Annotated in this window: 12 protein-coding genes; 4 read left to right on the forward strand and 8 right to left on the reverse strand. The window is 71.1% G+C overall.

The window, feature by feature from the left end; all coding sequences use genetic code 11:
- Nucleotides 1-1602: alpha-L-fucosidase (locus tag AB0D67_RS34845; RefSeq protein ID WP_362945443.1), on the reverse strand; the 1602-nt coding region annotated here is incomplete at its 3' end.
- Nucleotides 1603-2382: 780 nt separating this feature from the next.
- Here AB0D67_RS34845 and AB0D67_RS34850 point away from each other — a divergent pair.
- The 3 genes from AB0D67_RS34850 (at nucleotide 2383) to AB0D67_RS34860 (ending at nucleotide 7692) form a co-directional block, all read left to right on the forward strand.
- Nucleotides 2383-4119: a family 43 glycosylhydrolase gene (locus AB0D67_RS34850; protein ID WP_362945445.1), complete on the forward strand. Its 1737-nt coding sequence runs from the start codon at nucleotides 2383-2385 to the stop codon at nucleotides 4117-4119.
- Between the two features lie 248 nt (nucleotides 4120-4367).
- Entirely contained in the window at nucleotides 4368-5618 is a 1251-nt protein-coding gene (locus AB0D67_RS34855; protein WP_362945447.1) for a cellulose binding domain-containing protein, read from the forward strand.
- Nucleotides 5619-5670: 52 nt separating this feature from the next.
- The gene (locus AB0D67_RS34860) at nucleotides 5671-7692 is read left to right on the forward strand and encodes a family 43 glycosylhydrolase (RefSeq protein WP_362945449.1); all 2022 of its coding nucleotides are present in this window, start codon (nucleotides 5671-5673) and stop codon (nucleotides 7690-7692) included.
- 216 nt (nucleotides 7693-7908) lie between these two features.
- On the opposite strand, the gene AB0D67_RS34865 is transcribed toward AB0D67_RS34860, so the two are convergent.
- The 6 genes from AB0D67_RS34865 to AB0D67_RS34890 form a co-directional block, all read right to left on the reverse strand.
- Nucleotides 7909-11418, reverse strand: a complete 3510-nt coding sequence (locus AB0D67_RS34865) for a ThuA domain-containing protein (protein WP_362945451.1) — start codon at nucleotides 11416-11418, stop codon at nucleotides 7909-7911.
- Between the two features lie 228 nt (nucleotides 11419-11646).
- The gene (locus AB0D67_RS34870) at nucleotides 11647-12480 is read right to left on the reverse strand and encodes a sugar phosphate isomerase/epimerase family protein (RefSeq protein WP_362945453.1); all 834 of its coding nucleotides are present in this window, start codon (nucleotides 12478-12480) and stop codon (nucleotides 11647-11649) included.
- Nucleotides 12477-13682: a substrate-binding domain-containing protein gene (locus AB0D67_RS34875; protein ID WP_362945455.1), complete on the reverse strand. Its 1206-nt coding sequence runs from the start codon at nucleotides 13680-13682 to the stop codon at nucleotides 12477-12479. The genes AB0D67_RS34870 and AB0D67_RS34875 overlap by 4 nt, the downstream gene beginning before the upstream one ends.
- Nucleotides 13683-13695: 13 nt before the next feature.
- The gene (locus tag AB0D67_RS34880; RefSeq protein ID WP_362945457.1) at nucleotides 13696-14628 is read right to left on the reverse strand and encodes an ABC transporter permease; all 933 of its coding nucleotides are present in this window, start codon (nucleotides 14626-14628) and stop codon (nucleotides 13696-13698) included.
- The gene (locus AB0D67_RS34885) at nucleotides 14625-15626 is read right to left on the reverse strand and encodes an ABC transporter permease (RefSeq protein ID WP_362945459.1); all 1002 of its coding nucleotides are present in this window, start codon (nucleotides 15624-15626) and stop codon (nucleotides 14625-14627) included. Before AB0D67_RS34885 ends, AB0D67_RS34880 begins: the two co-directional genes overlap by 4 nt.
- Nucleotides 15623-17047, reverse strand: a complete 1425-nt coding sequence (locus AB0D67_RS34890; RefSeq protein WP_362945483.1) for a sugar ABC transporter ATP-binding protein — start codon at nucleotides 17045-17047, stop codon at nucleotides 15623-15625. Before AB0D67_RS34890 ends, AB0D67_RS34885 begins: the two co-directional genes overlap by 4 nt.
- A 926-nt stretch (nucleotides 17048-17973) precedes the next feature.
- Here AB0D67_RS34890 and AB0D67_RS34895 point away from each other — a divergent pair.
- Nucleotides 17974-19773, forward strand: coding sequence for an RICIN domain-containing protein (locus AB0D67_RS34895; RefSeq protein ID WP_362945461.1), 1800 nt, complete (start codon nucleotides 17974-17976; stop codon nucleotides 19771-19773).
- 94 nt (nucleotides 19774-19867) lie between these two features.
- On the opposite strand, the gene AB0D67_RS34900 is transcribed toward AB0D67_RS34895, so the two are convergent.
- Nucleotides 19868-21589: a trehalase family glycosidase gene (locus tag AB0D67_RS34900; RefSeq protein WP_362945463.1), complete on the reverse strand. Its 1722-nt coding sequence runs from the start codon at nucleotides 21587-21589 to the stop codon at nucleotides 19868-19870.
- Nucleotides 21590-21676 lie beyond the last annotated feature (87 nt).

Raw genomic sequence — 21676 nt, forward strand, 5'->3', positions numbered from 1 at the left:
CACCAGACCGGTGGTGACGTTGGCGATCCGCACCCAGCCGGTCGGCGTGGGACCGGATCCCAGGGCGGGGATCCGGCCGTTGAAGGTCAGCTTGACCACGTACGCCGGCGCGCTGAACGGGGCGGTGGACGAGGGCATCGAGACGTGCAGGCCGGAGCCGTCCTGGGTGCGGCCGGGCAGGTCGACGTACTGGCCGGCCGAGGAGCCCAGGAGCCGCGCCGAGACCAGGTCGCCGAGGTTGATCCGGTTCGAGCCCAGGGTCGTGATGTGCAGCGTGCCGCCCGGCCAGCCCAGCACGGTGGCGTACAGCACCGTGTCGTCCTTGCTGCGGGTGAAGCGGATGTCGGTGGCGGTCCCCGCCCGCGGCGTGGTGAAGGAGCCGCCACCCATCTGGGTGGGTCCCTCGCCGTGGACGGTCCAGGCCCGGGTCGAGTAGACGGACTCGCCGAAACGGCGGAGGTAGTCCCCGATGCCCAGCAGGATCGACCGCTGCCCCGAGGGGATGGTGCCGTCGGCCGTCGGGGCGATGTTCAGCAGCATGGTGCCGTTCTTGCTGACCCGGTCGATCAGCGAGTGCAGCATGGCGTTGAGCGAGTAGTAGCCGATGCCGTCGGTGTAGCACCAGCTGGAGCTGGAGATGCTGTCGTCGGTCAGCCAGTAGGGGGTCTGGATGGCGGCGGGGCCGCCGCGCTCGTAGTCGAAGACCTCGCCCCTGGTGTTGAACCCGTCCTTGTAGGTGGCGACGACGTCCCTGTTCCAGGCGACCGCCTGGTTGTAGTAGTACGCCAGGAAGTTCAGCCGCCGCGACTCGTCCAGCCGGCTGAGGTTGAAGTCCTGCCAGATGATGTCGGGCCGGTAGCCGTCGATGACCTCCTTGAGCTTGTCGTACCACAGCTGCTGCTCCTCGGCGGAGCCGAGCTGGCCGTACAGCTTCTTGAGGGAGGCGGACGACTGGGCCGGCGCCCACTGGTAGAAGCCGGTGAAGTTGTAGGCGTGGTGCATGGCCACGAGCAGCCTCATGCCCCTGGCCCGGATGGCGTCGGCGTGCAGCCGCAGCAGGTCGAGCCTGGGACCGGTGGCGACCGAGTTCCACTCGTTCACCCTGCTGTTCCACATCGAGTAGCCGTCGTGGTGCTCGGCCACCGGTCCGGCGAACCTGGCGCCGGCGTCGGCGAACAGCTGCGCCCACTCGTCCGGGTCGAAGGCGCCGCCGGCCGACTTCAGCTTCGGTGCGAACTGCACCCAGTTGCCGGCCCTGTCCCGCGCGCCGTTGATGAAGTTGTGGTACGGCCATGCCGATGGGTCACCGTAGACGCCCCTGTGGTGGTTGTTCTCGTTCGACCCGTTGTTGTACATGTTGCGCGGGTACCACTCGTTCGCGAACGCCGGGACGCTGAAGACGCCCCAGTGGAAGTAGACGCCGAACTTCGCGTCCTGGAACCACTCGGCGGCCGGCGGGTGCTGGTCCACCGACGACCAGCTCGGGGTGTAGCTCTGGGGGCCTTCGGTGGCCCAGGCGGGGCCCGTCTTCAGCAGGCCGGCGGCCGTGGTGAGCGCGGCCGTGGCGAGTAGTCGGCGGCGGCTGAACCGGAACGAGGACATCGGAAGAGCCCTTTCGTAGGGGGACGTTCTTCTCGGTCACGTGGGGCGCGCGGAACGGACCCGGCGGCACGCCTGACCCGCGTCCCGCCCCGCGTCCACCGGCGCGGGTCGTGACGGGCGAGGCGACAGGTCGTCCTGGTCCGGTGAGCGGGTGTCTCCGCCGTCCCGGGGCGGGCGCGAGGTGCGCTCCGTCCGTGGTCCCGGCGTGGGCCCGGCGGTCCACGGCGTACGGGATCATCACCGGCGGTCCGCGGCGCGCGGGATCGTCACGGGTCGGGAAGCGGCCGGATCACACCGATCCGGCCGGAAGGGGGCCGCGCGCCGAAGCGCTCCTGCCGTTCCACCACCGACCCGGCAGGAGGCCGACTGGAGAGTCAGTTTCGAAATCATTACCGAACTTGTCAAGACTTCTTTTCGGACTCGGGGCACGACCTCGCCGGGAGGGGCACGTCCGGGCCGGTCCGGCGAGCGGGCCTTCTCCCGGCTCCGCCCTCACCGCGCGGGTCGCCCGCCTGTGAAAGTTTCACTCCCCGTGGGAGCGTCCCGGCTCGGCTTGTGCCCAGCCAGGAGACCCGGGTCGCGGCCGGCGGCGCGTCGAGGGGCGGGGACGGCGCTTGACAGGCCCCGCGGTGTCATATTTGCTCCGCGACACCACCGCCACCATCCGACGGCAATCGAAGAAGGGCTGACCCCGACAATTATGTTAGCGCTAACATAAGCCGCCCCGCCCCGTAGGACGGATCGGCCCCCGTGAGTGGCCACCCCCCGAAGAGGAGATCCATGCGAATCGCACGTCCGGGTCCGAGCGGGATCCCGTCCAGGCGCGGACTCGCCTGGATCATGAGCCTGCTCTCCGTCATGATGCTGCTTCCGGCCGCCGCGGCCAGGGCGGACAACCCGATCGTCCAGACCATCTACACCGCCGACCCGGCCCCGCTGGTGCACAACGGCCGGGTCTACCTCTACACCGGCCACGACGAGGACGGCTCGACGTACTTCACGATGAAGGAGTGGCGGGTCTGGTCCTCGGCGGACATGGTCAACTGGACCGACCACGGCTCCCCGCTGAGCCTGGCGACCTTCAGCTGGGCGAGCGCGGACGCGTGGGCGGGCCAGGCGATCCACCGGAACGGCAGGTTCTACTGGTACGTGCCCACCAAGAACCGGGCGACCGGCAGGATGGCCATCGGCGTGGCGGTGTCCGACAGCCCCACCGGGCCCTTCAAGGACGCCATCGGACGCCCGCTGGTGGAGAACGGCGAGATCGACCCCACCGTCTTCGTCGACGACAACGGCCAGGCCTACCTCTACTGGGGCAACCCCAACCTGTGGTACGTGAAGCTGAACGCCGACATGACCTCGTACTCCGGCAGCCCGGCGAAGGTCGCCCTGACCACCGCGGGCTTCGGCACGCGCACCGGTGACGCGAACCGCCCGACCCTGTACGAAGAGGGACCCTGGGTCTACAAGCGGGGCGGCCTGTACTACAACGTGTTCGCCGCGAAGTGCTGCTCCGAGTTCATCGCCTACTCGACGGCCACGAGCGCCACCGGGCCGTGGACCTACCGCGGCACGATCATGCCCACCCAGGGCGGCAGCTTCACCAACCATCCCGGCATCATCGACTTCGCCGGGAACTCGTACTTCTTCTACCACAACGGCGCACTGCCGGGCGGCGGCGGCTACACCCGCTCGGTCGCCGTGGAGAGGTTCGCCTACAACGCCGACGGCACGATCCCGACGATCAACATGACCACGACCGGGGCGCCCCAGGTGGGCACGCTGAACCCCTACGTCCGGCAGGAGGCCGAGACGATCGCCTGGGAGTCCGGTGTGGAGACGGAACCCGCCGACGGAGGCGGGATGAACATCGGGTTCATCGAGAACGGCGACTACGTCAAGGTCAAGGGCGTCGCCTTCGGGACCGGAGCGAAGACCTTCACCACGCGCGTCGCCTCGGGGTCCGGTGGCGGGAGGATCGAGCTCCGCCTGGACGGCGTCAACGGCACCCTGGCCGGTACGTGCACCGTCCCGGGCACCGGCGGCTGGCAGGCATGGACGACCGTGTCCTGCGCGGTGAACGGCGCGACGGGCACCCACGACCTGTACTTCAGGTACACCGGCGGGAGCGGCTACCTGTTCAACGTGGACTGGTGGCAGTTCGGCTCCGGCGGCGGGCCGACGGCCGAACCCACCCCGACGGCCACGCCCACCCCCGGCGGCGGCGCCTGCGGCGCGACCTACCGCACCACCAACTCGTGGTCCGGCGGCTACCAGGGCGAGGTCACGGTGACGGCCGGCGCCTCGGCGATCGGCGGCTGGACCGTCAGGTGGAACCTGGGCGCCGGCCAGGCCGTCAGCCAGGTCTGGGGCGGCACGCTGAGCACCTCCGGTTCGGCCGTGTCGGTGGGCAACGCCTCGTACAACGGCTCGCTCCAGCCGTCCGCCTCGACGACGTTCGGCTTCCTCGCCGACGGCGCGCCGTCGGCGCCGTCCCTCACGTGCACCGCCTCCTGAAGAACATGAGCCGCCCCGTGAGAACGGGCGCATCCCCCTGAAGGCGTGCGCCGCCTCCTGAAGCCTCCTGAGGGCGGCGGTGCGGTGATCCGCGTCGCGTCCGGACCGCCGGACGCGACGCGGACGGCCGCGCGCCCCGCCGTACCACCCCGTGAACCCGTGTGCGGCGGACAGGCCCGTGTCCCTGTCCGCCGCACACGTGAGCGACGACAACCCGTGACCCGTCCCCGCACCCCCCGGGAGCACCCATGGAGATCGCACGCCTCCGGCGCCTGACCGGCGCCGGAACCACCGTCACCGCCGGCGCGCCGGCTCCCGGCCGGGACGCCGCCGGCCGGACGGACCGGCCCCGCCGGAACGCGGAAGGAGGACCGGCCGCGCGTGCGCGGAGACGCCCGTGGGCCGCGACGCTGTCGGCCGTGGCCCTGGCGGCGGCCGCGGTGCTGGGCTCGGTGACGGCCGCGGGCACCGCAGCCGCGGAGTCGAACGGCGGGGTGCGGGTCATGCCGCTGGGCGACTCGATCACCGAGGGCACCCAGGTGCCGGGCGGCTACCGGATCGGCCTGTGGCAGCGCCTGGCGGCCGGCCGCTACACGATCGACTTCGTCGGATCGCAGTACAACGGGCCGGGCGGTCTGGGCGACCACGACCACGAGGGACATCCCGGGTGGCGGATCGACCAGATCGACGCCAACATCAACGGCTGGCTGCGCACCTACACCCCTCGCACGGTGCTGCTGCACATCGGCACCAACGACGTCCTGCAGAACTACAACGTCTCCTCGGCGCCGTCCCGGCTGTCGACGCTGATCGACCACATCACCGCGGCCGCGCCCAACGCCGAGGTGTTCGTCGCGACGATCATCTCGCTGTCGAACTCCGGCCAGGAGGCCGCCGCCCGCACCTTCAACGCCGCGGTCCCCGGGATCGTGCAGTCCAAGGTGAACAACGGCAAGCACGTCCACCTGGTCGACATGCACGCCAAGCTGACCACGGCCGACCTGATCGACGGCGTCCACCCCACCGCGACCGGCTACGACAAGATGGCCGCCGCCTGGTACCAGGCCCTGCAGTCGGTCCCCGGCAGCATCAGCCAGGGCCCCGGCCCGTCACCGAGCCCGTCGATCACCCCGACGATCACCCCGTCGCCCAGCGTCACCCCGACGCCCCCCGACGAGCCGGTCGCCTGCCGGGTCGGCACCACCGTCAACGCGTGGAACAACGGGCTGACCGAGAACCTCACCGTCACCAACACCGGAACCTCGGCGGTCAACGGCTGGTCCCTGGCCTTCACCCTCCCCGGCGGGCAGACCATCACCGGCGGCTGGAACGCCACCTACACCCCCGTCACCGGCCGTGTCACCGCGAAGAACGTCACCTACAACGGCTCCCTGGCGCCCGGAGCCTCCACCGAGATCGGCTTCCAGGCCACCCACACCGGCGACGCCGGCAAGGCCACCGCGTTCACCCTCAACGGAGCCCCCTGCACCGCCTCCTGACGCATCGCCCGACGCCCCCTCGCGGGGATCCCCCACCTCCCAGGAGACATCAATGCGTTTCATCCGACATCGGCGCTGGCTCGCGGCCGCGATGGCCGCGGCGCTCGGCGCCCTCGGGATCGCGACGGCCGGCTCCTCCCAGGCCGCCGCGGGCTGCCGGGTCACCTACACCGTGACCAACGAGTGGTCCGGCGGTTTCGGAGCCAACGTCAGCATCACCAACCTCGGCGATCCGGTCAACGGCTGGAAGCTGACCTGGTCGTTCACCGCCGGGCAGACCGTCACCCAGCTGTGGAGCGGCACCCACACCCAGTCCGGCTCGCAGGTCACCGTGACCAACGCGGACTACAACGGCGCCATCCCCACCGGTGGCAGCGCGAGCTTCGGGTTCAACGGTAGCCAGAACGGCTCCAACCCGGTGCCGACGAACTTCGCGCTGAACGGCGTCGCCTGCGGCGGGACCGTCGATCCCTCGCCGAGCACCAGCCCCAGCACCGGGCCCTCCCCCAGCACCAGCCCGTCGACCGGCCCGAGCCCGTCGGCCACCCCCACGAGCGGGCCGTGGCCGCCGTCGTCGACCTACTCCAACCCCGTGCTGTGGGAGGACCTGGCCGACATCGACATCCTCCGGGTCGACGACACTTACTACTACTCGGCCTCCACGATGCACTACTCGCCCGGCGCGCCGATCCTGCGCTCCTACGACCTGGTCAACTGGGAGTACGCCGGCCACTCGGTGCCCAAGCTGGACTTCGGGTCGAAGTACGACCTGAACGGCGGGCGCGGGTACGTCAACGGCATCTGGGCGTCGTTCCTGAACTACCGCAAGAGCAACAAGACCTTCTACTGGGGCGGCTGCATCGACTTCAGCAAGACCTACATCTACACCGCCACCGCCGCGGAGGGCCCCTGGAACCGGCACACCACGATCAACAAGTGCTACTACGACGCCGGGCTGCTCGTCGATGACAACGACACGATGTACGTCGCCTACGGCAACACCCAGATCAGCGTGGCCCAGCTGTCGGCCGACGGCAAGACCGAGGTCCGCAGCCAGCAGGTGTTCTCCACGCCGTCCAGCGTGGGCACGCTGGAGGGGTCGCGGATGTACAAGCGCAACGGGTCCTACTACATCTTCCTGACCCGCCCGGCCAACGGCCAGTACGTGCTGAAGTCCACCAACGGCCCGTTCGGCCCGTACGAGATGCGCCAGGTGCTGCTCAACATGTCCGGCCCGGTCTCCGGCGGCGGCGTGCCGCACCAGGGCGGGCTGGTGCAGACCCAGAACGGCGCCTGGTACTACATGGCCTTCCAGGACGCCTACCCCGGCGGGCGGATCCCCGTACTGGCCCCGATCACCTGGACCTCCGACGGCTGGCCGACCGTGCAGACCGTGAACGGCGGCTGGGGCGGCTCCTACCCCTACCCGAACGTCCCGCGCCCGCCGCGGCAGGTGAAGTCCCCCACCGGGACCGACACCTTCGCCGGCACCCAGCTCGGCCCGGAGTGGGAGTGGAACCACAACCCCGACACCACCAGGTACAGCGTCGGCAACGGACTGCGGCTGCAGACCGCCACGGTGACCAACGACCTGTACTCGGCCCGCAACACCCTCACCCACCGCATCCTGGGCCCGTCGTCGACCGCGACGATCCAGCTGGACTACTCGGCCATGCGCGACGGTGACCGGAGCGGTCTGGCGATGCTCCGCGACTCGTCGGCCTGGATCGGCGTCAGACGCGACAACGGCCAGACCCGCCTGGTCGCGACCAACAACCTGACCATGAACGGCAGCTGGCAGACCACCTCCACCGGCACCGAGGTCGCCTCCACCGCGATCTCCGGCGGGCGGATCTGGCTGCGGGTCAACGCCGACATCCGGCCCGGCAGCGGCCGGCAGGCGAGGTTCTCCTACAGCACCGACGGGGTGAACTTCACCTCCTTCGGGCCGGCCTTCACGATGGGCAACGCCTGGCAGTTCTTCATGGGCTACCGCTACGCCGTCTTCAACTACGCCACCCAGGCACTCGGCGGCGCGGTCACCGTCAACCGGTTCGACCTGACCACACCCTGACCGTGCTCTGATCTCCACACGATCCGCAACGGCCCCCCTGAGGCGCGCACCGCGCCTCAGGGGGGCCGTTCCCGTCACCGGGCTTCCCCCGTCGGACGGCCTCAACGGCCTCCGACGGCCCGCTCGCCACACCGAGCCGGCGGCCGGCAGCACAGAGGCCCGGCGCCCCCGCGGACTTCGCGGGGGCGCCGGGCCCGGTCGTGCGTCAGCGAGCGGTCAGGCTCGGGTCCACTTCTGGTTGTTTCCTCCGGTGCAGGTCCAGATGTTCACCCTGGTGCCGTTGGCCGTACCGGAGCCGGAGACGTCCAGGCACTTGTTCGCGCCGACGGCGGTGACGCTGCCGTCGGAGTTGAGACGCCACTTCTGGTTGTTCTGGCCGTTGCAGTCCCAGATCGTGACCGCCGTGCCGTCGGCGGTGCCCGCGCCGGTCACGTCCAGGCACTTGTTGCCGTAGACCCGCAGCTCACCGGCGCTGGTCGAGGTCCACTTCTGGTTGTTCTGGCCGTTGCAGTCCCAGAGCTGCACCTGCGCGCCGTTGGACTGCGAGGCCCCGCTGACGTCCAGGCACCGCCCCGAGGCGGTCCCCTTCAGCGCGCTCGTGTCCCCGGGGGACGTCGGCGTGGCCGACGGTGAGGGCGACGTGCCGTCGCCCTGCCCGACGCCCTTGCCGCCGAAGGTCAGGGAGTCGAAGTCGAACGCGTTCGCCGACGGCGCCTTGAACACGACGTAGAGGTCGCCGGTGCCGCCGGGGTTCGTGACCCGCACCGCGGGGAGGGAAACGTAGTTGTTCCATCCCCCGGTCGACGGCACGGAGCTGGAGGCGACGAGCGTCCCGGTCGGCGAGCCGGCGTGCAGCTCGATGGACGCCCCGGTGGCGGACGGCGCCGACACGCGGAAGGACACCGTGTCGATCCCCGACAGGTTGACCGGCGTGTAGGAGATCCAGTCGTTGTTGGAGATGTCGCCGACGCGCCTGCCGCCCTCGGCTCCGGCCTCGTCGACGACCCGGACGCCGTTGGAGCCGCTGAAGTGCTCGGCCTGCTTGTGCTTGGGCTGCAGGGTGATGCCGGCGTTGCCCTTCAGGCCGTCCTTGTCGGTGTAGTCCGCGCCCAGGACGTAGTAGACGTTGGCCGCCTCGTCGTGGCCCGAGGCGGTCGTCGTGACCGTCCCGGAGCACCCGGTGAACTGGCCGGTGTCGTGGGCGTGCTGGTCGTGGCCGAGCGCGGTGAACACGTTGACCTTGGAGCAGTCGACGGTGCCGTCCTCGGGGTCGGTGACGTTGACGGTGTAGGACACCTTGTCACCGAAGTCGATGAACCCGCCGTCCGGCGGAGCCGAGAAGACGACCTTGGGACGGGTGTTGCCGACGGCGATGGTCAGCGTGATGCCGCCCGTCTTCCCGCTCGCGTCCCGTACGGTCAGCCTGGCGGTGTAGGTGCCGTTGGTGTTGTAGGTGTGGGACGGGTTGGCGGCGGTGGAGGTCCCGCCGTCGCCGAAGTCCCAGCTGTAGGTGATCGCGTCGCCGTCGGGGTCGGACGAGCCGGCCGAGGAGAACGCCACCGTCAGCGGCGCGGCGCCCGAGTCGGGGGTGGCGCTCGCCTTGGCCACGGGGGCGCGGTTCCCGGCCACGTAGTCGATGCGGTAGATGGCGTCGTCGGTGTTCGCGTGGCCGAAGCCGTTGCCCCAGTCGGCCATGTACAGCGCCCCGTCGGGGCCGAACTTCATGTCGATCGGCGCGTGCGGGGCGATGTTCGCCACGAACGGGTTGATCTTCAGGAGGTTGCCGGAGGAGTCGAGGCGCATCTCCTTGACGAAGTTGCGGCTCCATTCGTACAGGAAGGTCGCGCCGTCGAAGTACTGGGGGAACCTGCGGTCGGAGGCGCCGGCCGCGTCGTAGCGGTAGAACGGGCCGCCCATCGGGGCCGCGCCGCCGCAGCAGTTGATCTCGGGGAACTCGGCCGAGGCGTGGTAGTTGTACCACACGGTCGCGGGCTTGGCGGCCGGCAGGTTGGTCAGGCCGGTGTTGTTCGGCGAGTCGTTGACCGGCGCCGAGCAGTTGAACTTCGCCCCCGAGGTGTTGGTGGAGAAGTTGAAGTCGTTGAACGGGGTGTTGTTGCCGGTGCAGTACGGCCAGCCGTAGAAGCCGGGCTGCTTGATCAGGTTCCACTCGACCGTGCCCTCGGGGCCGCGGTTGGAGTTGGCGCTGCCCGCGTCAGGGCCGTAGTCGCCCACCGAGAGCCAGCCGGTGACCTTGTCGACCGAGAAGCGGAACGCGTTGCGGAAGCCCATCGCGTAGATCTCGGGCCGCGTCTTGGCCGTGCCCGGCGCGAACATGTTGCCGGCCGGGATCGTGTAGGTGCCGTCGGACTCGGGGTGGATGCGCAGGATCTTGCCGCGCAGGTCGTTGGTGTTGGCCGCGGACCGCTGGGCGTCGTAGTGCTCCCGGCCCGGCCGCTCGTCGATCGGGGCGTAGCCGCTGGACCCGTTGGGGTTGGTGTCGTCGCCCGGGGCGATGTACAGGTTGCCGCCCGGCCCGAACGTGATGTAGCCCCCGGTGTGACCGGGCTCGTCGACGTTGCGGTACGCCGGAACCTCGATGAGCTTCTTCTCGCTCCCCAGGTCGAGGCTGGTGCCGTTGAAGGTGAACCTGGAGACCCGGTTCACCTCGCCGCCGTTCGACGGCGAGTAGTTGAGGTAGATCCAGCCGTTGGCGGCGAAGTTCGGGTCCAGTGCCAGCCCGACCCCGCCGTCCTCACCGCCGTCGTACACCGACAGGGTGCCGATGACGCGCGTGCCCCCGCCGTTCGCGGGGATCATGTTCACCTTGCCCGAGCGCGAGATGTAGAAGACCCTGCCGTCGGCGGCCACGTCCAGCTCCATCGGCTGGTCCGGCGCGCCGTCGAGGGTGACCTTCTGGAAGCGGGCCGAGACCGTGCCGCCGCAGTCGCCGGGCTCCGCGCCCGCCGCCCACTTCACCGCGCCCAGCAGGTGCTGCTTGAACTGCGCCTCGGAGTAGGAGGACGCGTTGTGGCCCATCGCGGTGGCCCAGACACGGCCGCCCTCCGGGTTGTGGCACCAGGAGATCGGGTGGTCGGCGCCCATCTTGTTGGGGCCCGCGTCATAGGTGGTCTCGTCCGCGGTCACCAGCACGTGCACCGAGCCGCGCATGTTCTTGTCGAAGTTGTACCACTCCTCCGTACGGGTCCACCGGTCCGGCAGGCCCTTGGTCGAGGGGTGGACCTTGTCGGCGACCTTGGCGGTGCCCTGAACGATCGAGGAGTGCTGCGTCATGTGGGCGCCGGCGAGCACGGTCTGGTCCCACCACGGGAACTGCGACTCGATGTTCATGTCGACGGCGTTGTGGATCGCCACGACGCCGTGGCCGCCGCGCACGTAGGCCTGCATGGCCTGGCGCTGGGCGTCGTTGTCCCACACCATGCCCGAGGTCTGGAGCATGATCACCGCGTCGTAGGTGTTGAGGTTCGACGTGGTGAAGACGGCGGAGTTCTCGCTCTGGTCGAGCTGGAAGTTGTTGTCGGCCGCAAGCTGCTGGAACATCGAGATGCCGGCGGCGATGGAGTCGTGCCGGTAGGCGCCGCTCGCGGTCTTGCTGAACAGCAGCACCTTGAACTGTGGCGCCGCCGCGTGTGCCACCAGTGGCACCGCGGACAGCAGGAGCCCCAGCATGGCCGCGGCCAGTGCGGGGAGCAGGTGTGATCTTCGCATGAAGGATCTCCTGGGGGTTACCGGGGACGGTCGGAGTCGGAAAGGGAGGCGAAGGCGTGGGTCGTACCGGCCCGGAGGGGGCGCCGGTCAGACCGGGAGGACGGATCAGGTCATGAAGACCTGTCAAGTCGCGAGGGATGATCAGGTCATGGGAGCCAATCGGGTCGGGGGGGTCGGTCAGGTCGGGAGGGCCGGCCCGCGGGGGGCCGGCCCGATCGGGAAGGACGGTCAGGTCGTGAGGGCGCGGAGGAAGGCGAGTCCCTCGGTGGCGAGGGCGTCCTGGCTCGGGGCGAGGGGACGCCAGACGGATGCGGCGGTGGCGATGGTCCTGTTGTCGGCGGTGAAGGACTCGATCACGAGCGGTCCGGTGTAGCCGGCGTCGCGCACGGCCACGGTGAAGCCCGGCCAGTCGAAGTGGTCGGAGCCGGGCGCGCCGCGGTCGGTCCCGCTCGCCTGGATGTGGGCGATCCTGGCGCCCGCCAGGCGGACGGCCCGCAGGGGGTCCTTCTCCTCGATGTTCAGGTGGTAGGTGTCGAGGGCGAGCCCGCATTCCTCGGGGAGGGCCTCGAGCGCCTGCTCGACGGTGTTGACGACGCTGGTCTCGTACCGGTTGAGCGGTTCGACGCCGATCCTGATCCCGCGTTCGGCCGCGTACGCGACGACCGGTTTCAGGTTCTCCCTCAGCTCGGCGTAGATCGAGCGCCGCTCGTCCGGGCTCATCCGCCAGGCCCGGCCGACGGAGGCGTACGCGGGCCCGCTGACCGCCGGCGCGCCGACGGTCACCGCCACGTCCACGCAGTGCCGCAGGTAGTCCTGGGTGTCCTGGACGGTCTGTGGCGAGGCGCCGACCAGTTCCCGTCCCGGCGGCATCGTGAGCACGACCGACGCGCGGAGCCCGAGCCCGTCCAGGAGGGCCGCCGCCCTCCCGGGGTCCCAGTCGCCGGGCCGCTCGACCGGCAGCTCGGCGACGTCGAAACCCCATTCCGCGATCCGCGGCGCGAGGGCGGCCAGGGACTCGTCGGTGAGCGGCGAGACCCAGACCCAGGTGTTGACCCCGATCACGAGGTGCCGCCCCATTTGCCGGGGTAGCCGGGCAGGTCCTCGCAGCCGCACAGGGCGTAGTGCAGCGGCGGCATGCCGGGCTTGAGGTAGGTGGCGAGGTTCTCCTGGGTGATCACGGGCTGCGGCAGGTTCCAGACCTTGGGCACCCGCTCGCCCTTGAGGATCTTCAGGGCCGCGATGACCGGCGTGCGCCACTGGTAGGTCGGGTAGGTCGGGGCGATCGCGGTCAGCTTCGCGTCGCTCCACTTCTTCAGGAAGTCCTGCTGGTCCTCCCCGTTGATCGGCGGCACCGGCTGCCCGGCGTCCTCGAACGCCTCCACCGCCGCGACGGCGGTGGCGCCCGAGTCCATCCACAGGCCGTCGATCTTCCCGTGGCGCTGGATGTAGTCGCTGACGATGCTCTTGGTCTTGGCGGCGTCGCCGTCGGTGAACTCCGCGCCGACGACCTTGAGGTCGCTCTTGTCGAAGACCACCTTCGCCGCCGACCAGCGGGTCTCCAGGACGTCCACACCGGGTGAGATGCGCAGCGCCAGGACCTTCCCGCCCGCGGGCACCTTCTCGACGAGGAACTCGGCGGCCGCGGCGCCGAAGGCGTAGCCACCGATCGGCTTGATGAACGTGACCGGGCAGTCGGTCTGGACCCCCCGGTCGAACACGATGACCGGCACCTTCGGGCAGGCCCCGGCCACGGCGGGCGTCAGCGTGGCCGTGGTGTTGGGCGAGACGATCAGCGCGTCACAGCCCTTGGTCTGCAGCTCGGCGATGTCGGAGATCTGCTTGTCGTCCTTGCCCTCGGCGTCCAGGGCGGTGAAGCGGGTGATCTCCCTGTGCAGGGCGACCTCCGCCTGCATGGTCTTCCAGCCGACCTGCCGCCAGGGGTTGTCGACCGCTGCGTTGGAGAAGCACAGGTGGTACGGGCCCGCCTTCTTGTACTCGGCGGTGTCGACGGGCTTCGGGTCGATGCTCTGCTCCCACGGCCTGTCGGCCGGGCCGTCCGGCCGGGCTTCGCGCATCGCCATCTGGGCGTCGTAGTCGGCCTGCACGAAGAACTTCGACTGGGCGCCGGTGCCGCTGTCCTCCGATCCGGCCGACGCCGCGGCGGAGGTCGCGGGCGCGGGCTTGTCGCTGGTGCACGAGACCGCCGACAGCGTCAGTACGGCCAGCGCGGCGGTGGCGAGGAGCCGCCGCGGATATGTGAGCATGGTCTTCCTTCCATCACGGGGCGGCCGCGGCTCTTGCACGCGGGAAGCGCACGGCTCCCAGCGCCACCGCGGCGATGATGATCACGCCCTGTACGGCCGGCTCCAGCGCCCCCGAGATGCCGTACAGGTTGAGCAGGGTGAACAGCGCCTCCAGGGTGAAGGCGCCCGCCATCGCGGCGACCACGGAGCCGCGGCCGCCGCCGAGGGCCACGCCGCCGAGCACGACGGCGGTGATGGCCTGGAACTCCAGCCCCTGGCCGACCTGGGCGGACACCCCTGCGAAGCCACCGAGCAGGACCGCGGCGACCGCCGCGGACAGCCCGGAGATCATGAACGCCGCGGTCCGCACCCGGGCGACGCGGACGCCGGACAGGGCGGCGGCCCGGTCGTTGTCGCCGGCCGCGACCAGCGTGTGGCCGAACCCGGCGCGCATCGCGAAGACGGCGGCGGCGGTCACCGCGACGAGGATCAGGACCGCCCAGGGCACCGGGCCCAGGCTCCCCCGGCCCAGCTCGCGGAACTCCGGGGACAGGGCGCCGCGGGGCGCGCCGCCCGTCCAGAGGAACACCGCGCCGGACAGGATCAGCAGCATGCCGAGCGTCGTGATGAACGACGGGACCCGCAGCCGGGTGGTGACGACCCCGTTGACCAGCCCGACGAGCGGTCCGAGAGCGAGCAGCAGGGCCAGCACGGGCCAGGTCGCCTCCGCGGAGCCGTCGATGAGCCGGGCGGCGATCACCACCTCGGCGGTGACGAGGGAGCCGACCGACAGGTCGAACTCGCCGGACACGATGACGAAGTACTGCCCGGTCGCGAGGATCACCAGCGGAGCGGCCCGCTTGACGAAGGCGAGGAGGGCCGGCGGCTCCAGGAAGTACGGGTTGACGGCCGCGATGGCGACCAGCAGTCCGGCCAGCACCACGAGGATCGGCAGCGCTCGTCTCATCCGTTCCGCCTCCTGCGGGCGTAGACGGCCAGGGCGGCCACCAGGACCACGCCCCGTACGACGTCCTTGGCGAAGGAGTTGACCTGGAGCTGGTTGAAGATGCTGTCGAGGACGGCCAGGAGCAGGACTCCGCCGACGGTCCCGCCGACCCCGCCGCGGCCTCCGGCCAGGGCCGTCCCGCCGAGCACGACCGCGGCGATCGACTCCAGGTCGTATCCGCCGTCGGTTCCCACCGTCGGCGCGCCGGCGCCGAGCCGCGAGGCGAGCAGCAGCCCGGCGATCCCGGCGCAGACGGAGCAGAGCACGTGGGCGGTGACCACGACCCGCCCGGTGCGGATCCCGGAGAGCCGGGCGACCTCGGAGTCCCCGCCCACCGCGTAGATCCGGTACCCCGGGCGCGTGCGGGTCAGCAGGAACCACGCGGCCGCCGCCACCGCGGCCCACAGCAGCGCCGACACCGGCAGCGGCCCGATGCGGTCGTATCCGAGGTGCTGGAAGGACGCGGGCACGCTGCCCGCCGGGCCGTCGTACCGCTCGTCGAGCGCCCCGCGGATGATCAGCGCGATCCCGAGTGTGGCGATGAAGGCGTGCACCCGGAGGCGGGTGACGATCAGGCCGTTCACCAGGCCGGTGAGCGCGCTCACCGCCAGCACCGCGGCGACCGCGGGCAGCACGTTCGCGTCGCTTCCGGCCATGATCTCGGCCGCGACGAGCGAGGTCAGGCTGATCAGGTAGGCCACGGAGAGGTCCAGGCTGCCGGCCAGGATCACCAGGGTCTGACCGACCGCGACGATGCCCAGCGCCGCCGACCGCTGCTGGATGCCGACGATGTTCTCCTGGCTGAGGAAGTGCTCGCCGTCCAGGGCGAACAGCAGCCAGCCCAGCACGATGAGCAGGGCCAGCGCCAGGTAGACGGCGCGCGCGGGCCGGTCGGCGGACAGCCGCCGGAAGAGCGAGCCCGCGGCCGGGGCGGGCCGGAGCTTCAGCTGCTCGGTCATGACGCGGCCGCCAGGCGCATCACGGCCTCCTCGGCGGAGCCGGCGGGCAGCTCTCCGGCGACGCGGCCGTCGCGCAGCACCACGATGCGGTCGCTCATGCCGATGAGCTCGGGAAGCTCGGAGGAGATCATCAGGACCGCCGTGCCGTCGCGGGCGAGTTCGCGCATCAGGTCGTGGATGGCGGCCTTGGCGCCCACGTCGACGCCGCGGGTGGGTTCGTCGAACAGCAGGACCCGCGGCGCGACCGTCAGCCATTTGGCCAGCACGACCTTCTGCTGGTTGCCGCCGGACAGCAGCCGGACCTCCTGGGCGGGCCGGGGCGGGCGCAGGCGCACCCGTTCCAGCAGTCCCTCGATCCCGGGGCCGCGTTTGCGGGTGGCGCGGGCCACGAGCAGGGCGTTGTCGCGCACCCGCTGGTTCAGCAGGAGTCCTTCGGCCTTGCGGTCCTCGGTGACCAGGCCGATGCCCGCGGCGATGCCCTCGCGGACGGAACGGGGACGGCGGGGCGTCATCTCGCCGTGGGTGAAGGGGTCGGCGCCGAACAGCGCCCTGGCCAGCTCGGTGCGGCCGGAGCCCTGCAGCCCGGCCAGGCCGACGATCTCGCCCGCGCGCAGGTCGAGGTCGATGCCGCGCAGCCTGGCGTTGCCGCCGCCGCGCACGCTCAGCATCACCTCCCCGGGGGGCTCCGCGGCCCGGGGCGGGTAGTAGGAGTCCAGTTCCCGGCCGACCATCAGCCGGACCAGGGTCGCGGTGTCCAGGCCGGCGGCCTCCGCGGTGGTGACCCGGGCGCCGTCCTTGAGCACGGTGATCCGGTCGGCCAGCTCGAAGACCTCGCGGAGCCGGTGTGAGATGTACAGGACCGCGATGCCGCGTCCGGTGAGCCGCCGCACCAGCGTGTACAGCAGTTCGACCTCGTGGTCGGCCAGGGCGGCGGTCGGCTCGTCCATCACCACGATCCGGGCGTTCAGCGACAGCGCCTTGGCGATCTCGACGACCTGCTGCTGCGCGACGGAGAGCCGCCGGACGGGATCACGCGGCCCGAACGACTCCTCGCCGAGCGACCTCAGCAGCTCACCGGTCGCCGACTCCATCGCGGCGCGGTCGACCAGTCCCCGCCGGACGGGTTCGCGGCCGAGGAAGACGTTCTCGGCCACCGTCCGCTCGGGGAGCAGGGTGAGCTCCTGGTAGATGATCGCCACTCCGGCCCGCTGCGCCTCGACCGGGTGCCCGAACGCCATGTTCCGGCCGTCGATCTCGATCGTCCCCTCGTCCGGGGGGTGGACCCCGGCGAGGATCTTCATCAGCGTCGACTTGCCCGCGCCGTTCTCCCCCACGACCGCGTGGACCTCACCGGCGGAGACCTCCAGGTCGACTCCGCCGAGGACCCTGACGCCCAGGAAGCTCTTGCCGATTCCGGTCATCCTCAGCACGCGGGCCGCCCATCGAGCCGGCCGGCCGCGACGGTGGGGCCTGCCGGGGCGGATCTCCGGGCCGTGCGGGGTGAGCGGTCATGCACCGAGATCTCCTAATGGGGGCGGGAGCGTGGGCGGGGCACGCGGTTCACCCGGCCGGTCTCCGGCGAGCGCGCCGTGATCACCGGGGCGGCGCGGCCGGCGCGCGCTCCTCCCGGTGGACGGCACGTGGCACGGTGGACGAAGGACCTGAACATATGATGGTTTCGAACCGATTCGGGATGAAAATAGGCCCACCTATCATGGGTGTCAAGCATTCCCATCCGTCAGAAGAGATACGGTCCCTCCGCTCGGCCGGACAGGGATTTTCCCTCCTTCATCAGTGATCCGCATGTCACGGTCGAGCCGGGCCCGCCTCGCCGATTCCGGCATACCGGACCCCTGGGGACGATGAGTGGGTACATTCGCGTTAACAGATGTGTCATAAACATGAAACTTTCACGACCCGTATCCGCCGGATCGCGCGGACATCCGGAATCCGGTGGCCGCCGGCCCGGAGCCGCCGGGGCCCGGCGAACGGCCGCCGGAGGCGGGGATCCGCCGCGCATCGCCGCGTACCGGCCGGGTGAAACACGGTGTTCATGCCGGGGACACGCGCCATTGACATCCCCCGTTGACGAGACCTACCCTTCAGGCGAATCGATTCGATAAGAGATTCCCCAGGCCGGAGAGACGACCGGCCCACCGATCCGACGCCGCGCACACGCGGGTGCGCGAGCGGAACCGGACGTCACACGCGCGACACCATCGGCGACGCCGCCGTGCCGGGACACCGTACGGCGGCGCCCTCCGTCCCCGGGGCCTCAGCCGGGCGGTCTCCGGCGGGCCACCGCCGGCGCCGGCTCCCCCACCCCCCACCGTCCAAGGAGTCATGAGTGGAAACGAAAGGCAAGAGGCGGCGCACAGGCCGCCGCGGGATCGCCACGCTGTTCGCCCTCGGCGCGCTCGTCGCCGGAACCGTCCTCGCGGCGGTGACGCCGGCCCAGGCCGCGGACGAGTCGATCAGCGTGAACTTCTCCTCCGCGGGCGGCTCGCCGACCCACCGGGCCTCAGGATGGATCTACGGCATGACCGAGAACGGGGCCAATCCCCCGGACAGCTACTTCACCGACGTGAAGTTCCGGTACATGCGGGCCGGAGGGGCGCAGCTCGACGGCCCCGGCGGCTGGGTGTCGGGCAAGTACGACCGCCGCTGGAACGCCACCCGCGCCCAGCTGCTGCGCACCCGGTCCCTGGGCGGCGAGTTCGTCCTGCTCGTCCACGACCTGTGGGGCGCCGACGGCTACCCGATCTCGCGCTTCCCCGGCGACAACGGCGACTGGAGCGACTACGACGCCTTCCTCACCCGTCTCGTCAACGACGTCCGCGCCACCGGGGCCCCCGTCCAGTGGGACCTGTGGAACGAGCCCAACATCACCCTGTTCTGGAACCGTCCCGTCTCCCAGTACCTGGAGATGTGGAAGCGCGCCTACCAGCGCATCCGCGCGGCGTTCCCGTCCCACCTGATCGTCGGCCCCAGCTGCGCCTGCGTGCCGTCCAACGGCGGCTTCTGGACCCAGTACCTCGACTACGTCAAGGCGAACAACGTCGTCCCCGACGTCTTCAGCTGGCACTCCCTGCCCGGCGACCCGGTCGCCAACGTCGCCACCGCCGACTCCACCCTAGGCTCCCGCGGCATCCCGCACCCGCGCCCGTACCAGATCAACGAGTACGGCGCCTCCAACGAGCAGAACCCCGGCGACGGCGCCTGGTACATCTCCCGCCTGGAGAGGGCCGGCGCCGACGGCCTGCGCGCCAACTGGGCCGGCGGCGGCAACCTGCACAACGACCTGGCCAACCTGCTCACCCGCGACTCCTCCGGGCAGTACAGGCCCAAGGGCGAGTGGTGGGTCTACCGCTTCTACGGCTCCCAGACCGGGCAGATCGCCTCCGTCACCCCCAGCTCCGGCTATGACGCGTTCGCGACCAAGGCGAGCGGGGAGGCGAGGATCCTGGTCGGCGGCGGCCGCACGACCGGCAACCTCGCGGTCGGCCTGCAGCGGCTGGACACCGTCGAGGGCCTGGTGCAGAACAACCAGGTGCGGGTGGTGACCGAGCGCATCCCGTACAACGGCGGAGGGGCCGTCGCCGGTCCGGTGACCGTGCAGAACACCGTGGTGACGCTGTCGGGCAACGGCACGACGGTGAACCTGCCGAACAACGCCGTCGACGACGCCTTCACCGTCACGCTGCTGCCCCCGGGCACCCCGGGGCCCACGCCGACGGCCACCCCCACGGTCGACCCGCCGGCGGGCGGCGCGCTCAAGGGCACGGGCTCGGGCCGGTGCCTGGACGTCAGCGGGGCCTCGCGGTCCAACGGCGCGTCCGTGCAGATCTGGGACTGCAACGGCCAGGCCAACCAGAACTGGGCCACCACCGGCTCCGGTGAACTGCGCGTCTACGGCAACAAGTGCCTCGACGTCAGCGGAGCCGGCACCGCCGACGGCACCGCGGTCACCATCTGGGACTGCAACGGCCAGAACAACCAGAAATGGCGCCTCAACACCGACGGCAGCATCACCGCCGTCGGCGCCAACAAGTGCCTCGACGTCTCCGGCTACGGCACCGCCAACGGCACCAAGGTCCACATCTGGACCTGCCACGGCGGCACCAACCAGAAATGGACCCGGGTCTGACCCTCGGTGAAGGACCCCGTCGGGACGGACGGCCGTCCCGGCGGGACCGCACGGGGCACACAGAGCCGCGCGGGTGACGCAGGATCGCACGGGGTCACACGGTGGCGGCCGCGACCGGCCCCTCCCGGCGCTCGTGGGCGGCGGCGAGGATGAGATAGGCGCTGGCGGTCCAGGTGTAGGCGCGGTCACGCAGCCCCGCGCCGCTGCGGGCGTCGAAGTTCTCCGCGAACCCGGACCTCTCGCACAGACCGCGGAAGCGGGCGCTGATCTCGTCGGCCAGGACCGGGTATCCGGCGCGGCGCAGGCCGTCCTCCACCAGCACGGTGGAGGGCGCCCAGATCGGGCCGCGCCAGTAGCCGTCGGCCCGGTAGTGGGGTGAGCCGGGGAGTTCGGTGGCCAGCCCGAACTCGGTGAGGTGCGCCTCGATGCGGGCGGCCAGCGACGCGCGGACGGGTTCCGGCAGCTCCTCCCCCAGCACGATCGGCATCAGGTCGAGCAGGCTCGAACCGGACCACGTGCGGCCGGTGCGGGGGCTCCTGGCGACGAACCCGTCGCCGTCCCACAGCTCGGCCAGCAGCGCCCGGAGCATGCGGTCGGCCCCCCGGTCCCAGGCGGCGGCCGCGTCCGGGAGGCGGAGCTCGGTGGCCAGGCGGGCGAGCTCGCGCATCTGGAGGACGAGGAAGGCCGCCAGGTCCGCGGTCTCGACGACGCGCTCGGGGTCGAAGGTGGTGGCGTTGTCCCAGCCGCTGTCGTTGCCGTGCTGGTAGTGGGCGAACTCGTGGCCGGGGACGCGCCGGCGGGTCAGCCAGAAGGAGGTCCACCGCTCCAGCAGCGGGTACACCTCGGCGGCCCCGCCGTCACGCAGCGGGCGCAGCCGCGAAAGGGCCCAGCCGTGGATGGGCGGCTTGACGAAGTTGTACAGGATCTCCGAATGCGTGACCGAGTCGGGAAGCGCCCCGGTGGCGTCCTGGTGGTCGAACACCAGGCGGAACTGGTCCCACGCCAGCTCCGGCAGCCCGTCCGCGAGGGCCATGGCGTTGAAGCAGTGGTCCCAGCTCCAGACCTTGTCCATCCAGTGCTTGGACATCAGCACCGCGGGCCTGGCGACGAACCCGGCCGGGCGGACCGTGGCCGACCACAGGACGTAGGCGGCCAGCTCGGCGGCGGGCGTCCGGTCGCTGCGCCAGGGCGCCACCGCGTCCCGGAACGACGCGAAGTCGGCCCGCGCGGCCGCGGCCACCCGCTCGAAGCCGGCCCCGCCGTGGTAGGGGGCGCGCGCGGTCTCGTACTCCTCGACGGCGATCTCCCACGGCTCGTCGCCGCCGAATGCGACGCCGCGCTCGGCGGTGCCGAGCACCTGCTCGCCGTACGGCTCGGCCCGCCCGGCGAGGAGGGTGATCCGGTAGCGGCGGCCGGTCTGGTACACGGTGAGGACCCACGAGCCGTCGCCGGGATCGGCGTAGAAGTACGGGCCGCTGAACGGCGTCAGGACCGGATCGGCCGCCACGAACCGCATCCCCAGTCCCCGGCCGCGTACCCGTACGGTGTCGGGGGTCTCGTAGGCGAGGTCGATCCGCCCGCCGTCGTGGGTCCAGGTGAGCGTGTACGGGGTGGCCGACAGGCCGGTCCCGGCGCGGTCCCCGCCGGCGGTGGGGACCAGCCGCAGGATCGGGTGCATTCCGGTCTGGTGCGACACCAGGTGGACATCGGGCGCGTGGGTGTTCTCCGCGATCACCGGGGAGAAGTCGAACCACGATCCGCGGAAGCTGAACGGGATCTCCCGGAGGGAGAACACCGGGCCTGCGGCGACGGTCATGAAGGACGGGTCCCTTCTGTCGGGGAGGAGGGCCGGGCCTGCTCGCCGGGGCCCGTCCCGGGGATCCCTCGCCGTGGCGAGGTCCGC

Source organism: Streptosporangium sp. NPDC048047 (assembly GCF_040653115.1).
In the GTDB taxonomy this organism is placed as follows: Bacteria; Actinomycetota; Actinomycetes; order Streptosporangiales; family Streptosporangiaceae; genus Streptosporangium.

Coding starts and splice junctions, on each gene's coding strand:
- AB0D67_RS34865 (WP_362945451.1), bottom strand. CDS start 11,418: ATGCGAAGATCACACCTGCTCCCCGCACTGGCCGCGGCCATGCTGGGG.
- AB0D67_RS34875 (WP_362945455.1), bottom strand. CDS start 13,682: ATGCTCACATATCCGCGGCGGCTCCTCGCCACCGCCGCGCTGGCCGTA.
- AB0D67_RS34860 (WP_362945449.1), top strand. CDS start 5,671: ATGCGTTTCATCCGACATCGGCGCTGGCTCGCGGCCGCGATGGCCGCG.
- AB0D67_RS34890 (WP_362945483.1), bottom strand. CDS start 17,047: ATGACCGGAATCGGCAAGAGCTTCCTGGGCGTCAGGGTCCTCGGCGGA.
- AB0D67_RS34850 (WP_362945445.1), top strand. CDS start 2,383: ATGCGAATCGCACGTCCGGGTCCGAGCGGGATCCCGTCCAGGCGCGGA.
- AB0D67_RS34900 (WP_362945463.1), bottom strand. CDS start 21,589: ATGACCGTCGCCGCAGGCCCGGTGTTCTCCCTCCGGGAGATCCCGTTC.
- AB0D67_RS34880 (WP_362945457.1), bottom strand. CDS start 14,628: ATGAGACGAGCGCTGCCGATCCTCGTGGTGCTGGCCGGACTGCTGGTC.
- AB0D67_RS34885 (WP_362945459.1), bottom strand. CDS start 15,626: ATGACCGAGCAGCTGAAGCTCCGGCCCGCCCCGGCCGCGGGCTCGCTC.
- AB0D67_RS34855 (WP_362945447.1), top strand. CDS start 4,368: ATGGAGATCGCACGCCTCCGGCGCCTGACCGGCGCCGGAACCACCGTC.